The organism is Streptomyces sp. NBC_01224 (genome assembly GCF_036002945.1).
Taxonomy (GTDB): Bacteria; Actinomycetota; Actinomycetes; order Streptomycetales; family Streptomycetaceae; genus Streptomyces.
Genome location: NZ_CP108529.1, coordinates 8,674,472 through 8,690,791, shown reverse-complemented (window position 1 = coordinate 8,690,791; position 16,320 = coordinate 8,674,472). Strand labels below are relative to the sequence as shown.

At 71.5% G+C, this 16,320-nt stretch carries 7 protein-coding genes; all 7 read right to left on the bottom strand.

Features of this window, described 5'->3' with window-relative positions; all coding sequences use genetic code 11:
* Positions 1–86 precede the first annotated feature (86 nt).
* The 7 genes from OG609_RS39365 to OG609_RS39335 all read right to left on the bottom strand — a co-directional run bounded on the left by OG609_RS39365 (position 87) and on the right by OG609_RS39335 (position 15,794).
* Positions 87–1,298: an ATP-grasp domain-containing protein gene (locus tag OG609_RS39365; protein ID WP_327277187.1), complete on the bottom strand. Its 1,212-nt coding sequence runs from the start codon at positions 1,296–1,298 to the stop codon at positions 87–89.
* Positions 1,295–4,072 carry an amino acid adenylation domain-containing protein gene (locus tag OG609_RS39360; RefSeq protein WP_327277186.1) on the bottom strand — a complete coding sequence of 926 codons (2,778 nt, stop codon included), beginning with the start codon at positions 4,070–4,072 and terminating at the stop codon, positions 1,295–1,297. Before OG609_RS39360 ends, OG609_RS39365 begins: the two co-directional genes overlap by 4 nt.
* 16 nt (positions 4,073–4,088) lie before the next feature.
* Complete coding sequence (locus tag OG609_RS39355) at positions 4,089–4,934, bottom strand: SDR family oxidoreductase (protein ID WP_327277185.1); 846 nt, start codon at positions 4,932–4,934, stop codon at positions 4,089–4,091.
* A complete protein-coding gene (locus OG609_RS39350; RefSeq protein WP_327277184.1) occupies positions 4,931–5,644 on the bottom strand; it encodes a thioesterase II family protein in 714 nt (237 codons plus the stop codon). Before OG609_RS39350 ends, OG609_RS39355 begins: the two co-directional genes overlap by 4 nt.
* 1 nt (position 5,645) lies before the next feature.
* Positions 5,646–10,667 carry a non-ribosomal peptide synthetase gene (locus OG609_RS39345; RefSeq protein WP_327277183.1) on the bottom strand — a complete coding sequence of 1,674 codons (5,022 nt, stop codon included), beginning with the start codon at positions 10,665–10,667 and terminating at the stop codon, positions 5,646–5,648.
* Positions 10,668–10,828: 161 nt separating this feature from the next.
* On the bottom strand, positions 10,829–14,572 hold the full coding sequence (locus OG609_RS39340; protein WP_327277182.1) for an amino acid adenylation domain-containing protein: 3,744 nt from the start codon (positions 14,570–14,572) through the stop codon (positions 10,829–10,831).
* Positions 14,511–15,794: an MFS transporter gene (locus tag OG609_RS39335; RefSeq protein ID WP_327277181.1), complete on the bottom strand. Its 1,284-nt coding sequence runs from the start codon at positions 15,792–15,794 to the stop codon at positions 14,511–14,513. The genes OG609_RS39340 and OG609_RS39335 overlap by 62 nt, the downstream gene beginning before the upstream one ends.
* Positions 15,795–16,320: the final 526 nt, after the last annotated feature.

Below are 16,320 nucleotides of genomic sequence, written 5' to 3'. Positions count from 1 at the left end.
AAAGATCGCACCACTTTTGCCGGGCGGAACGCCGGGACGGCCGCGGGGGCTTCCCGGCGTCGTCCCGCCCGGTCCTTACGCCGGCCTCACAGGGTCCGCAGCACCTCCAGCCGGACGGCCTCGGAAGCCTTGTCCAGATCGGCGCGGCACTGCTGCTCGCTCTCCGCCCCCACGGTGATCAGCGCGTACCGGCTGGACACATGACCGGCCGGGGGCAGTCTGAGTTCCTGGCCCGGCAGCGCGATCGCCACCGCCGAGTCCACCGAGTCGGGCAGCGCGCCCGGTTCGAGGCACACCTCGCGCGCGATGCAGTCCGCCTCCGGGTACAGGAACCGCACGGCGGCAACCTGATGACGACGTACCGCCAGATCCGGTCGGCGCCCGCAGGCCACCTGCGCGGCGGTGCGTGCCGCGTCGACGCCGAGGGCGAGCCGTCCGATGTCGGGGATGCGGTCGCCGCCGATACGGGCGTTGATCTCGACGACCTTCGGGCCGTCGGCGGTGAGCCGCAGCTCGGTATGGGTCCAGCCCGTGGTGAAGCCCACCGCGGTGTGTGCCGCCTGGACCGTCTCCAGCACCCGCGGGTCCGACAGGAGTGGGTCCCGGCCGTCGACGAGATGGCCGGTCTCCTCGAAGTACGGCGGGAATCCGCATTCCTTGCGGGCCACGAACGCCGGTGTCATAAGGCCCTCGTGCCAGGCGGCGTCCACACTGATCTCGGGGCCGTCCAGGTACTCCTCCACCAGAACGTCGCCGGGCGCCACCTCCACCGCTCCCGGTGCGGTGGCCGCCCGGGCGAGCCGGAAGGCACGGGCCAGCGCATCCGCCGACTCGACCTTCACCACTCCGGTGCTGGCGTTCAGCGCGCGCGGTTTGAGCACCAGCGGATAGCCCACCCGCGCGGCTGCGGCGCGCGCCTGCGGCAGCGACGTCACCAGGACCGACCGGGCCTGCGGCACCCCGGCGCGGGCCAGGGCTTCCCGAGTGGCCCGCTTGTCCCGGCAGCACAGGGCCGCCTCAGGTCCCGCGCCCGGCAGCCCGAGCGCCTCCGCCAGCCGGGCGGTCTGCACGACCCGAGTGTCGTCCCAGGTCAGCACGCCCTCGTAGGAGAGCGCTCGGGCCGCTTCGCGCAACGCCGTGACATCCGCGGTGTCCACCATGGTGTGCCCGCGCAGAAACGGTGCCTCCCAGGTCGGCGCCCGGTCGGCGAGCAGGTGGACGTCGTACTCCTCGGCCACGGAGCGGAGCAGGTATCCCCGGTAGGCCTGCGATCCGGCACCGATCAGCAGCAGGGTCACGCGCGTTCCTCCGTCGCTTCCAGGACCGCGCTGAGGGCAGTCACCGTGCGGTGCAGATACAGCTGGGGCAGCGGGAACGTGGGCAGGCCCTGCTCCCGCATCGCCGCCAGCAGGCGCACGCCGAGCAGGGAGTTGCCGCCGAGCGCGAAGAAGTCGTCGTCCGGGCCGACCCGGAAGCCGAAGAGCTTCTCCCATACCGCGCGCAGACGTGAGGGCAGGTCGTCACCGACGGTCTCGGGCGCACCGGCGGCCTCGTCCGCGAGCGGCAGGGGCAGCCGGGCGGTGTCCACCTTGCCGTTGGGGGTCAGTGGCAGTGCCGACAGCTCGGTGAGCGTGGACGGCACCATGTGGTCGGGCAGGAAGCGGGCCGCGTGTCGGCGTACCTCCTGGAGGTCACCGGTGGCGGTGCCGTCGGCGCGGAAAACGACATAGCCGTCCAGCCGGGCCCCTGCCGTGTCCCCGTCGGCGCCCTCGCGGAGCACCACGGCCGCCGCATCGACGGCCGGGGCGTCGAGCAACCGGGCGCGGATCTCATCCAGTTCGATACGGAAGCCGCGTAGCTTCACCTGGTTGTCGAGCCGGCCGAGATGTTCCAGCCGGCCGTCGGGCAGCAGTCGCCCGCGGTCGCCGCTGCGGTACATCGGTCCCGGTGCGTGCGGGTCGGGCAGGAAGCGCTGCCCGGTCAGCTCCGGACGGTTGAGATACCGTCCGGCCACGCCCTGGCCCCCGACGTAGATCTCGCCCGGCACGCCGGGCGGCAGCTCGCGGCCCTCGGGGTCGAGGACGTACACATGCCAGCCGGGCAGGGGGCGGCCCACGGACCGGGAGCCGGTGAGCGCCTCACGCCGGGTGACGGTCTGCGCGGTGACGTGCACGGTGGTCTCGGTGATGCCGAACATGTTGACCAGGCGGCACTCCTGCTCCGGGTGGCGGTCCAGCCAGAACCTGAGGGGACGGGTGTCCAGGGGTTCGCCGCCGAAGACCACGAGGCGCACCGAGCCGGAGATCCGCTCCTCCCGGTCCAGCTGCGTCAACTGCGCGAAGGCACTCGGCGTCTGGCTGAGCACGGTGACCCGCTCGTCGGCGAGCAGCGCGGCGAACTGCCGGGGGTCCCGCGAGGCCCAGTACGGTACGACGACCAGCCGGCCGCCTGTCATGAGGCAGCCCCAGATCTCCCACACCGAGAAGTCGAACGCGCTGGAGTGGAAGAGCGTCCACACGTCATCGGTGCCGAGCCCGAAGTCGTCCTTGGTGGCGGCGAGCAGCGCGGCAACGTTGCGGTGCGCTACTCCGACACCCTTGGGACGGCCGGTGGAACCCGAGGTGTAGATGACGTAGGCCGGGGCGTCGGCGGACGGCGGCGCCGCCGCGTCGTCCGGCTGCTGCGTCGAGGCGAGGGTCGAGGGCGGCACGAGCCGGACGTCCTCGCCGCGCGGGAACTCCCCGGACTCGGTCACCACCAGGCTCAGTTCGGCGTCCTGGGTGGTGTGGGCAAGTCGTTCCTGCGGATAGGCGGGGTCCATCGGGACGTAGGTGGCGCCCGCCTTGAGCACGGCGAGCAGCACCACCACCAGATCGAGTGAGCGCTCCAGGCAGACGCCGACCCGGTCGCCGGCCCGCACGCCCAGGTTCCGCAGTCCGGCGGCGTATCCGGCGGACACCTGATCGAGCTGCCGGTAGGTCAGCGTCCGGTCCTCGAAGGTGACGGCGGGTGCGTCCGGGCGTCGCCGCGCCCAGCCGCTCACGGTCTGCTCGATCCGGTCGTCGGACACGTGGACCGTGCGCCCCAGGCCTCCCAGCCGGGCCAGAGCGTGGCGTTGGGAGTCGTCGAGCACAGCGAGGCCGGCCAGCGGGGTGCCGGGATCGGCCGCCACCAAGGAGCGGTGGGCGGTGGCCAGCATGCCGGTGAGCCAGCGCACCGCGTCGTCGTCGAAGGCGGAGCGCCGGTAGCGGCAGGTCCCGGCGAGGACCGTGGAGCCGTCGTCGGCGAAGTGCACCGACAGGTGGTGCAGGGGGGTGAGGAAAGGGCGGACGTCGATGGTCTCCGCCTTCACTCCCTCGCCGGTGAGTGCCTCGGGCGCGTCGGTGATGAACAGGCCGACCACGGGGGCGGGGCCGGGTGCCGGGACGGCCTGACGTACACGTTCCAGGTACTGCGCGACGGTCAGCGACCCGTCGGCGGTGAAGGTCAGGGCGTGTTCCGCGTCCACCCCAATCCATACCTCGTCGCGCCCGGTGCAGCGGGCCAGCACCAGGCCCAGCGCGGCCCGCAGGGTGAGTTCGGCGGGCAGGCCGCCGTCCGCGGGCACCGTGAAGGTGTGCCGGCCGGTGCTCGGGTCACCGTCCGTGCCGAGTCCCCATGCGGGTGCCTGCGTGCGGTCGAGCGCGTTCACCGCCTCGCGCAGCCGCTCGCCGTGCTCCGTCGGCACAGGGGCCGGCGCGTCCGCGTCGCCGAGGACCGCCTGGACGAGGTGGTAGGGGTCGACCAGGACCGCGCGGTGGGCGACCACGACCAGGTCGGCCACCGCGTCCGTGTAGCGCAGCAGCACGGCTCGCAGGCCGGGGCCGACGTGCGGGTCCACGGAGCGAGACAGTTCGCGTTCCCGGTGCAGGGCGGCGACCTCGCTGTCGGCGTCGCCCACCACGTCCTGCACCCACAGGCGGGCGCCGCCCGCGGCGTGTGCGAGCGCGCGGCCGAGCTGTTGCGGGTCGGCCCCGGCGTGCACGCGGAGCGCGACGGCCTGGCACAGCCGGTCCGTGTCGGTCTTCCTCATTGCTCCTCCTCCCTCGTCACCGGCTGGTGAATCCGCCGTCGACCGTCACGGTCGTACCGGTCACCTGGCGTGCGTCGTCCGAGCCGAGCCATACGGCCGCCCCCGCGACGTCCTCCGGCTCGATCAGCCGGTTCATGGGCTGGGCCGCCACGAAGGTCTCCTCGTGTTCCTCGACCGGCACCTCCAGGGACCGGGCGATCTCGGTCAGCATGGTTCCCTCGGCCGCGTCGTCGTCGCGGACCGAGCCGGGGCACAGGGCGTTGACCCGCACCCCGAACGGCGCGAGGTCCAGGGCGGCCGCCTTGGTCAGCCCGACGAGGGCGTGCTTCGCCGTGACATAGCCCGCGAAATGGCGGTATCCGACCAGTCCGGCCGTGGAGGCGACGTTGATGACGCTGCCCGAGCGGCGGCCGGTCATGGCGGCGCCCACGGACCGGATCATGCGCCAGGCACCCGAGACGTCGATGTCGAGCATCAGGTCCCATTCGTCGGGCGCGATGTCGTGCACCGTCTTGCCCGAAGGGGCGGCGATCCCGGCGTTGTTGAGCAGCACATCGATCCGGCCGAACCGGTCCAGGGCGCTGTCGGTCACCCTCCGCACGGCGTCCAGGTCGCGGACGTCCGCCTCCGCGGTGATGACCGTGGTCCCCTGCTCCCGGCACAGCCGAGCCGTGTGGGCCAACTGGCTGGGGGTGCCCAGCGGGTAGGGCACCCCTTCCAGGTCGTGGCCGATGTCGGTGAGGAGCAGGTCGGCCCCGGCTCGGGCGTAGGCCAGCGCGCACGCCCGGCCGATACCGCGGGCCGCGCCCGTGACGATCGCTGCCTTGCCCGCGAGGGGGCCGGCGGAGAGCACCGGGGTCATCGGCCCTCCCCCGGCGTCGCGAGTTCGGCGTCCAGGAGCCGGACCAGGTCGGCGGGTGAGTCCACCAGGTACATGTGTCCGCCAGGCAGTTCGACCTGCCGGCAGCCGGCCGTGGTGGAGGTTTCCCATTCGGCGGCCTCCTCGCGGGAGACCAGTTCGTCGCTCGCGCCCCGCACGGAGACCACCGGTACCGTCAGCGGCTTGTCCGAGGGCGCCCGGTAGTTCTCGTGCATCTCGACGTCGGCCCGCAACGGTGGCAGCAGCATCTCCCGGAGATCGGGGTGTTCGAGCGCGGGGTGGGAGTAGCCGGCGAAGTCGCGGACCTGGCGCAGGAACTCCTCGTCGCTCAGGCCGGTGGCGCGGGTCTCCCGCTGCGTCCAGGGGCCGGGGGAACCGCTGACAAACAGCTTGACCACCTCGGGCCGGCCGAGCGCGCTGATGCGGTGCGCCATCTCGTAGGCGAGGACGGCGCCGAGGCTGTGCCCGAAGAGGGCCACGGCCGGGCTGCCGGCCACCTGGTCCAGCACGGACGGCAGCAGGTCGTCCACCGCCGCGACGACGTCGGTGTACGGCTCCTCACCGAATCGCTCCTCCCGGCCCGGCAGTTGGACGGGCGTGATGAGGACGGTGTCACTGCCGTACTCCTGGCAGCGGCGGAACGCGGAGGCACCGGCACCCGCGAAGGGGAAGCACAGCACGGGAATCTGCATGTCAGTTCTCCTGTTCGGCGGCGAACGCCCAGACCCGTCGGATGAGTTCTCCGGTCCCGGCGGGGTTCCCGCGTATGAAGTAGTGGCCGCCCGATGCCAGCCGGTGGAAGTCGACGTGGTCGGCAACGCGCTCCCAGCAGCGGAACTCCTCGGCCGCGTGGGTCAGTCCCTTGTCGTCGTCGGCGACGACGACGGTGACCGGGGTCTCGATCCGCCAGTCGGGCCCGTTGTCGGTCAGGCCGATGAAGTAGCGGTAGCCCCCGCACACGTCGTGCCGGAAAAGATCTCCGGTGAAGGACGCGTACCGCGGATCGAGGCCGTCCAGTTCGCTGTAGCCGGTCTCCTCGACCATGTAGCGGATGATCTCGTCGTCGGTCCAGCTCTCGATCATCTCGACGGACTCGCGCATCTCGGCGGCGGGCGGCAGCAGTTTGGAGCCGATGAAGACGTGCCGCAGGTCGAAGCCGCGCTCCTCCAGCAGCCGGGCCAGCTCGACGGTCACCGCCGCGCCACCGCAGTGGCCCCACAGGATCAGGGGCAGGTCGGCCCTCCGTTCGATCTCCGCCACCGTCCGCTCCACCGTCTCGATGACATCGGTGAACTCTCCGGGACGGCTGGGGTTGTGCCCGGGCGGTTCGAGGCCGTAGACGACCAGTTCGCCGGTCAGCTCGCCGATGGCGTCGGCGAGGGGTTTGAAGTTGACGGGGTGACCGCAGGGGTACGGCACGCAGATCACCGCCGCGCGGGCTCCTTCGGCGGTGGCCGACAGCAGGTGCAGCAGTTCCTCCTCGTCGTTCTGTTCGCGGGTGTCCACGAGCGCGGCCAGCTCGGCCAGCCGTGACACGCGGGTCATGTGGGAGAGGGTGACAAGGCCGTCCAGTTCCAGGACCACACGCAGGGCGGAGAGCGAGTTGCCGCCCAGGGCGAAGAAGTCGGTGTCGGCCCCGATCTCCTCGTCCGGCACGCCGAGGACGGACGCCCAGGCCGTACGGATGCGGGCGAGGGTCGCCGCGGAGGCCGGGCCGGCGGCCGAGTCCGTCGCGCCGACCTCGGTACGGGGTCCGGCGACGGTGTGGCCCAGCAGTGCCGCATCCTCCTCGGCGAGCAACTGCCGTGCCTCGTGCGGCGCGTCCGGCTCGCTCGTCATCCACTGCAGGACGCGGACGAAGTAGCCGCCGATCCGGTCGATCTGCTCCTCGTCGTAGAGGTGGGTGTGGTAGTGCAGGCAGAGTTCGACCTCGTCGGAGAAGAAGTTGCGGGAGAACTCCGTACGGAAGGGGAACTCGGTCTCCGAGTCAACGCGCATGCCCAGCAGAGAGAACTCGGGCAGCTGCCTGAGGTTCTTCAGCAGGTAGAAGTGCGTGAAGTTGAAGGTGGTCTCGAACAGCGTGCGCTGAGTGGCGAGGTCCTGCTTCATCTTCGCCATGGGGTAGCGGCGATGGGGCAGCAGGTCCAGCTCGGCACTGTAGACCCGGCGCACGAGGTCCGCCCAGCTGCCGCCCGCCAGAGCCACCTGGAAGGGGACGGTGTTCAGATGCAGGCCGAGCGTGGTCTCCGCGCCGGGCAGCTCGGGCCGGCCGCTGTGCTCGTACCCGGTCATCACCGCGTCCTGGCCCGAGACCAGTCCGAGGACCTTCATGTGGGCGGCGAGCAGGACGTCCTTGAAGGGCACCGACAGGGCGTCGGCGGTGGCTTCGATGCGCTGGGCGAGGCCTTCGGGCAGCGGCACGTCACGCAGGACGACGGTGAAGTCGTCGGTGTGCCCGGCACCGGGCCTGGGGGGCACGGAGGCGGGCCGCGGGTCCTCCATCACCTGGCGCCAGAAGTCCCGCGACTGTGCGGAACGCAGCGCCTCCTGCTCCAGGCCGACGAAGTTGCGCAGATGGTTGTCGACCGGCGGGCGGGAGCTCTCGCGGCCCTCACGGATCAGGTGGTACAGCTCGAACAGCTGGGTGTGCAGCAGCGAGATGGACCAGCCGTCCAGCGCCGAGTTGTGCTGGCTGACCGTGTACCGGTACTGCTCCTCGCCGAGCACCTGCACATGCAGGGTGACCAGGCCGCCCTCCACCCACACGAACGCGCGGGACTTCTCGCGGGCCAGCCACCGCTCGTGCCAGGCCTCCTGCCCGTCCGCGTCGAGGTGGCGCAGGTCGTCGACGGTCAGTGGCGGCGGCACCTCGCGGTGCACGATCTGGAGGAACTCGCTGTAGCCGGTGAGGTGATAGGTGGTGCGCAGGATCGGGTGCCGGTCGGTCAATCGCCGTACGGCCTCGGTGAACGCGTCGGCGTCGAACGCACCGGTGATCGAGTAGCTCAGCACGTCGTGGTACTGGCCGAGACCGCCGGTGATCTCGGTCTGGAAGATCAGGCCGGCCTGGAGCATCGACAGCGGGTAGGCGTCCTCCGCGTCCTCGGGCAGCAGGGCCCGGTCCGCCTCGGAGATCAGCTCGAACGGCTGGAAGGCGCCACGGGCCGCCACGTCCGCCACCACGGTCGCGGACGGGTCGCCGCCGTCGATGGACTCCACGAGCTGTGCGATGCTCTGGTGCCGGAAGAGCTGCTGGAAGGTGAAGTCCAGACCCCTGGCACGGGACTTGGCGAGCACGGACACGAAGTGGATCGAGTTGCCGCCCAACGCGAAGAAGTTGTCGCGCACACCGACCCGCGGGACACCGAGGACCTCCCGCCAGATGCCGGCGAGGGTCTCCTCGCGCTCGTTACGCGGCGCCACATGGGCGCTCGCCTTCCTGCGCAGCGCTTCGGGGCTGCGCAGGAACGCCCGGTCCAGTTTGCCGTTGGGCGTGAGCGGAAGCTCGTCCAGCACGAGGACGCGACCCGGAACCATGTACTCCGGCAACTCCTGGCGGATGTGCTCCTTCAGCGCCGCCTCGCTCGCCTCGCCGTCCAGGACGACAAAGCCGCGCAGCGAGGTCTGCCATCCGTCGTCCACGGCGACGACCGCGGCGTCCCGCACCCGGTCGTGGGCACACAGCCGCTCCTCGATCTCGCCCGGCTCCACCCGGAAACCGCGCACCTTCACCTGGAGGTCGATCCGGCCCAGGTAGTCGATCGTGCCGTCGGGCAGCCGGCGGGCCCGGTCCCCGGTGCGGTACAGCCGCTCCTCGCCGGTCGCGGACCGTACCGCCTCGCCGGTGACGAACTTCTCCGCGGTCAGCTCGGGCCGCCCGAGGTAGCCGCGTGCCACGCCGACGCCCGCCACATGGAGTTCGCCGGGGATGCCCACGGCGGTCTGCTGTCCCTCGGCGTCCAGCACATACAGCCGGATGTTGTCGATGGGCCGACCGATCGGCAGCCGGGCCAGGTCGCCGAGCCCGGCCACCGGCTGGTGGGTCACGTCCACCGTCGCCTCGGTGGGGCCGTAGAGGTTGACCAGCCGGGCGCCGGGGACTAGTTCGGCGAACTTCTCGCTCTGGGCCGGGTTCAGCGCCTCGCCGCTGGTGAAGACCTGCCGCAGGGTGCCGAGTCCGGTGCCGTCGCCGAACCGGGCGAGGTGTCCCAGGAACATGGTGAGCATCGAGGGCACGAAGTGCACGGTGGTGACCCGGTGCCGGTCGATCACGGCCAGCAGCTGTGTCGGGTCCTTCTCGGCGCCGGGGGCGGGCAGGGCGAGGGCGGCTCCGGTGAAGGACCACCAGAACAGCTCCCAGACGGAGACGTCGAAGGAGACGGAGGTCTTCTGCAGCAGGACGTCGCCGGGGCCCACGGGGTAGGCGCGCTGCATCCAGTGCAGTCGGTTGACGACACTGCGGTGTTCCACCTGGACACCCTTGGGGCGCCCCGTCGACCCGGAGGTGTAGATGACGTAGGCGGGGTCACCGGCGCCGGCCGGCGGTTCGACGGGGCCGGTGCCGCCCACGTACGCCGCCTCGTCGTCCAGGTCGATCCTCGGGGTGTCGCCGGCAGCATCGGCGAAGCGGGCCTGGTGCAGGACGAGGCGGGCGGAGCTGTCGGCGAGCAGGTAGTCGATGCGGGAGCGCGGGTAGGCGGGGTCGACCGGCAGATAGGCGGCACCCGCCTTCAGGACGGCGAGGATGCCCGTGATCAGCTCCGCCGAGCGCTCCGCGATCAGGGCGACGACGGCGTCCGGGCCGATCCCGCGCTCGCGCAGTGTGTGTGCCAACCGGTCCGAGCGGGCGTCGAGTTCGGCGAAGGTGACGGTCGTGTCGTCGGTCAGGAGGGCCGGCGCGTCGGGAGTGCGGGCCGCCTGGGCGGCGAACAGGCCGTGCAGGGTGGCGTCCTGGTCGAAGGGCTGCCGCGTGTCATTGCTCGCCTCGACGACGGCGTCGTCCTCGGCGGTACGCAGCTCGATCCGGTTCACCGGCAGGTCGGGCTCGGCCGTGGCACCCTCCAGCAGCAGCGCGTACTGGGCGCCGACGCACCGCATGGACGCCTCGGCGAAGCGGTGGCGGTCGTAATGGAGGCTCACCACCAGTTCGCCGTCCTCGCGTGCGGCAACGAACCGGGTGCCGCCGGGGGCGGCGTAACCGGGGTCGTGGAACCCCGCCAGCTCCAGCGCGGTCTCGAAGACGTCGGCACGCCCCAGTTCGGCGGCGAGGGCGGCCACCGCGAAGTCCTGGTGCCGCTCGGCCTCACGTACGGCGGCGAAGACCTGGGTCAGCAGCTCGCGCAGGGTCCCGTCGGGCGTCACGCGCACCAGCAGCGGACCGCCCGCGAACTCGGGCGCGGCTCCCCGCGTCGGCTGGGCGACCGCCACCTGGTCCTGGCCGGTGTGGCGGCACAGCAGGGCGGCCAGCGCGCTGGTGAGGACGACATGGAGCATCTCGGGCTTGCCGCGACTGATTCGGTCGAGCCGTTCGGTGAGGGCCGTACCGAGGCGGAGGGCGTGAGTACCGGTCCGCGCCTCGGTCCCGGTACGGCTGGCCCGCGGCCGGAAGTCGGCGAGGAAGCCGGAGGGCTCCGTGAGCGAGGCCAGCTGGGATCGCCAGTGGTCGGCCTGCGCGTGCGGTGCGGCGAGTGCCGGCTCGTGGTCGAGCGATTTCATGCAATGCCTCCCGTGCTGAAGCGGTGTGTGATCAGGCGTGAACATGGAGTGATCGACGGATCGCAAAGGGCCGCCCATGGCACAGTGGGGGTGACGGCGTCAGAGGACCGGGCGCGCGCCCGGCGGGTCAGAGGTCGAAGTCGGGGCAGGCGCCCGGAGGGTCAGAAGTCGAAGTCGAAGTCGGGGCCGGCGTCCACAACCACCGGTGCGGGGGACGCGGGACGGCCGCGACACAGCGCGCCGAGTGCGGCCGACGGCTCGACGGTGATCGCGTCGAGCAGGGCCGTGAAGTCCTCGCGCCAGCTCTCCACCGTGTCCCGGCGGAACAGTCCGGACGCATAGCCCCAGGCCACCCGCAGGGTGCCCGCGTCCTCGTGGATCTGCATGTTGAGGTCGAAGACGGCCTGCCCGGTCTGTTCCAGCCGCAGCGGCACCCGGACGCCCTGGAAGTCCATCGACAGATAGCGGCCGCTGTGCAGGGCGATGAGCGCGTCGAACAGCGGGGTACGGCTGTAGTCGCGTACGGGCGCCGCCAGGGCGACCACGTCTGCGAAGGGGAAGTCCTGGTGGGCGAAGGCCTCCTCGGCGGTGCGGGCGGTACGCCGCAGATAGGTGTCGTAGGGCAGGGCGGGGTCCGCGTCACCGCGCAGGCAGACCGTCTGCGCGAACATGCCGACCGTCCGGTGCAGTCCGGGGGCCGTGCGGCCCGAGACGGGTGTGCCCATCGTGACATCGACCGTGCCCTTGAGCCGGCCGAGCAGGATGCCGTACGCCGAGGCCAGCACCGCGAACAGGGTGACCTCCCGCTGTCTGGCCAACTCCCTGAGGCGCGCCGTGCGCTCCGGGCCGAGGTCGAACACGACGGCGTCGCCCGCAAGCGTCCGCAGTGGGGGCCGGGGCAGGTCCGTGGGCAGATCGCTCCGGTCGGGCGGAGCGGCGAACAGCCGCCGCCAGTAGGGTTCCTGGGACTCCCGCAGGCCGCCTCCCGCAGGTCCGGCCAGCCAGACGGCGTAGTCGCGGTACTGGAGCGCGGGCGGCGCCGGTTCGTCGCCCGCGTACAGGGCCGCGAGGTCCTCCAGCAGCGGGGTCAGCGAGAAGCCGTCGACGACGATGTGGTGCAGGTCCAGACGCAGGGTCACGGCGGTCCGGGTGCGGTTCACGTCCGCCCGCCACAGGGGCGCCCGACCCAGGTCGAAGGGCCGCACGAACCCGGCGAGTGGTCCTGGTTCCCCGTCGTACACCCGGACCTCCGGCTCGATGCCGGCGTCGATGTACTGCGTGACCTGACCGTCCTCCGCCACGGCGAACCGGGTGCGGAGCGCGTCATGGCGGCGGCCCAGTCGGCGCAGGGCGTCGGCCAGCCGCAACGGGTCGGTGCCGGCGGGGAGTTCGAGGGTGAGCGGCACATTGTAGTGCACCGCCCGCTCGTCCTTGAGCTGCTCGAAGTAGAGCTGGCGCTGTTGCGGAGTGACGGGGTAGGCCGCCCGCTCGGCCGCGGGCTCGATCGCCGGTGCGGTGGCGGCGGCGCTCTCCCGCAGCAGCGCGGCGAGCCGGGCGAGCGTACCGGACCGCAGGACGGCGCTGACCGGGCACTCGCGTCCGAGCCGCTCGCGGGCGCCGGCGGCGATCAGGGTGGCGGTGAGGGAGTCGGCGCCGAGGTCGCGCAGATCGTGGGCGACCCCGATGCCGGCGGTGCCCAGGGCCCGTTCGGCGAGGTCCACCAGGTTCCGCTCGATGTCGTCCGCAGGCGGGACGAAGACGGTGTCCGGCGGCAGGTGGCCGCCGTCCGGGTCGGGCAGGCTCGCACGGTCGACCTTGCCGGTGTGGTTCAGCGGCAGCGCGTCGAGCGGGACGAGGTACGCGGGGATCATGTGCGGCGCGAGCGCCCGGTCCAGATGAGCCCGCAGGTCCTCCTGCGCGGGCGGCCGCGGCCCGGCGTAGTAGCCGCAGAGGTACTTGTCCCCCCGGCCCGGACGGGAGCGGGCGATCACGATCGCCTCCGCCACGCCGGGGTGGCCGAGCATGGCCTTCTCCACCTCGGCCGGTTCGATACGGAACCCGCGTATCTTCACCTGATGGTCGCGTCGGCCGAGGAACTCGACGACCCCGTCCGGGCGCCAGCGAGCCAGGTCACCGCTGCAGTACAGCCGTCCGCCGTCCGGGGAGAGCACGTCCTCGACGAAGCGCTCGGCGGTCAGCTCGGGCCGGCCCAGATAGCCGCGCGCGACACCGTCTCCGCCCAGGCACAACTCTCCGGGCACCCCGACGGGGCACAACCGCCCCCGGTCATCGAGGACATACGCGGTCGAGTGCGCGATCGGACGCCCGATCGGTATCCGCCCGAGGTCGTCGGGGCCTATCCGGTGCGTGAGCGAGAACGTGGTGTTCTCCGTCGGGCCGTAGCCGTTGACCAGGGTGACGCCGGGGCAGGCCGCCATGACCTTCTCGATGTGCACGGACGACAGGGCGTCACCGCCGACGAGGAGTTCGCGCAGCCCGCGGAACGCGGTGGGGTCCTGTTCCACGAGCTGGTTGAACAGCGGCGATGTCAGCCACAGGGTGGTGACGTCGTGTGCGCTCAGCTCGCGCGCGAGGGCGCGGGCGTCGAGGATGATGTCGGAGTCCGCCAGGTGCACGCTGCCGCCGTTCAGCAGCGGGGCCCACAGCTCGAAGGTGCTGGCGTCGAAGGCGATGGAGCCGGTGGGCAGGACCCTGAGGTCCGGTCCGAAACGGACGTAGTCCGTGCCCTTGACGAGCCGCACCACATTGCGGTGGGTGACCTCGACGCCCTTGGGCTGCCCCGTGGTTCCGGAGGTGTAGCAGATGTACGCGAGGTCGGCCGCCGATCCCTGGTCCGTGCCGGAGGCCGGGGCCTCGGGGACGAGGCGCGGGGCCTCGGGGCCGGGGGCCGAGGGGTCGAGCACCGCACCGTCGAAGGCGAAGTCCACGGGCATGCCGGGCGACGCGACCAGGACCCGCACCGACGAGTCGGCGAGCAGCCACTCGGTGCGCCGGGCCGGGTGGCCGCTCTCCAGCGGCAGGTAGGCACAGCCCGCCTTGAGGATGCCCAGCACGCCGACGACGAGGTCCGCGGTGCGCCCGGTGCGCAGGCCCACCCGCTCCCCGTGGCGTGCCCCGACCGCCCGGATGGCGCGGGCCAGCCGGTCGGAGGCCGCGTCGAGGTCGCCGTAGGTCAGCCGCCCGGCGCGATCGGTGACGGCCGTCGCCTGCGGCGTGCGCCGGGCCTGTTCGCCGAACAGGGCTGGGATGGTGGCGGTGTCCGGGTACGGCCTGGCCGTGTTGTTGAACACACCGAGGATGAGCGCCCGTTCCTCGTCGCCGAGCAGGTCGGCCTCGTGCACCGGTGCCTGCGGGCACCGGCCGAGGAAGCCGGCGACGCGCAGGAGATGGCCACCGAGTCGCCGCGCGGTCGGCTCGTCGAAGACCGAGGTCCGGTACCCCAGGACCAGATCGGCTCCGTCGCGGGTCAGACCCAGTTCCTCGGTCCCTTCCGGCACCGGATGGTCCGCGTAGCGTACGGCGGTCCCCGTGGGCCGTCCGCGCGGCACGGCGTGGGCGGTCCGGGCCAGCAGAGCGGCGACTGGTTCGTCCGGGTCGATGGCGAGGGTCAGGGACCCGGAGCCGCTCTCGCTCAGGTCCGCGTCGATCAGCAGCCGTCGCTGGCCGGTGTAGCGGTGCAGGAGTACTGCGAAGGCCGCCAGGTCGTGCGGTGTGGCCGCGTTCGGCAGGCGCAGCGAGGCGAAGGGTGCTTCGGCGGCGTCACGCGTGCGCGGGTGGTCGGTGACGAGGAGGACGGCGTCGCCCGATGTGTCGGGCCGGTGTTCAGGAACCGGCGGGGACGGAGTCGGCGTCCGGGTCGGTGTCCCGCTGCTCAAGCTGGCCATGGTCTGCTGTCACCCCCAGCCGGAAGGGGTGGTTGCGGAACAGGACGAGGGTGAGGGCGCCGGGCAGGACGGCGAGCGAGGCGACGACGAGGATGAGGGCGCTGTAGTGGTCGCCGCTCAGCAGGACGCCGCCGAGGGCGGAACCGGCAGGCAGCGCACCGGCCATGACGGTACGCATCAGTGTCATCGCCCGGCCGCGCATGACGTTGGGTACGCGGGTCATACGGACCACACCGCCGAGGACCGTCATGGGTGCGGACAGGATGCCGTTGAGCACCAGGCCGATCAGGATGAACGGAAGCGCCTTGGGGACCAGGAGGAACAGCACGGCCCCGGACAGGAGTTGCAGGACGCCGATGCGGAGCATCTGCTTCTCGGAGGTCTTCGCGGCCCCGGAGACGAGGGAGCCGATCAGCTCGCCGACCGCCATCACGGCCAGCATCAGGCCGAGCACGCCGGGGCCGCCGTGGAACTCGTCCTTGGCCAGCCAGGGCAGCGCGACCACCAGGGCGCCCGCCGAGACGTTGAAGGCACCGAAGGAGAGGGTGAGCACCAGCAGGAAGCGGTCGCGGGTGACCAGCCTGAAGACCGGTCCCCAGCCGGGTTTGTCGGCGGGGGCGTCGCCGGTCGGCTCGGGACGGGCAAGGGGCGCCTTGATCATGCTGATCAGCAGGGCGAAGGCGAAGTACGTGGCGGCATCGAGGAACAGGACGTTCTGCGCGCCGACCGCCGTGATCAGCACCGCGCCGAGAGCGGGTCCGACAACGTTGGCGGCGCCCATCGCGGTGGCCTCCAGTCCGGAGGCGGCTTGGAGCTTGTCCTCGGGGACCAGTTCGGGCAGCACCGCCGGGGTGCCGGCCAGCGGGATGATCTTCAGCAGGCCGTAGACCAGCGCGACCGCGTACAGGTGCCAGACCTGCAGCGCGCCGGCCAGCTCCAGCAGCGGGACGAGCGCGACGACGAAACCGCGGAAGACCGAGTCGGAGATGAAAAGCATGCGCCGGGAGAACCGGTCGAGCAGTGGTCCGACAAACGCGCCTCCCACGATCACGGGGAGGGTGAGACATACGCCCAGCACGCCCAGACCGGCCGCGCCGGCCTTGTCGAGCGTGATCCAGGCGAGCGCGGCATAGGTGGCGCCGTCCCCCAGGAGATTTAGCACCAGGGCCGACCAGAGCAATCTGTAGTCCCTGAGGCGCAAAATGGCTAGATATGCTTTCACGAAACCGCACCGTTCTGTTGGCCTGTAGGCAGAGAAGCGCACGGGCAGGCGTGCTGTACACGCCGATTACCCGTATGGCGGTGCAAGAAGATGAAGAAGAAGCGCCGATGGATCACCACGCTGATACGACAAGCAGGAAGACCGAATTCATACACGCCGACAATAAGCTCGGCTGCTGATACGCAGGCACACAGGTCCCACGTCCGAATCCTCCGACAGAAATACCTGAGGCAGCCCCCCGACCTGCTCTCACCGCCCTGTGGCGAAAACCCCCTTGTTTTCCGCCACATGTTCTAACAGTCCTGTGAAGTTCCAGTCAAGGATCAATTTTGGCGCGTTCTTGACCTTGCCCTTCCTTCGCATGACACTCAAATTCCCCTGATCGCACCGGGACGACACGGCCGGCACAACCGACAAAGGATGCCTTGTCCGGCATATGGCGCGCGGGACGGGCGCCCCGCGCGTCCACCACCGAGGGTCGGTCACCGCCACGTCCAACCGCACAAGGGCGCCACCTGGCCGAACA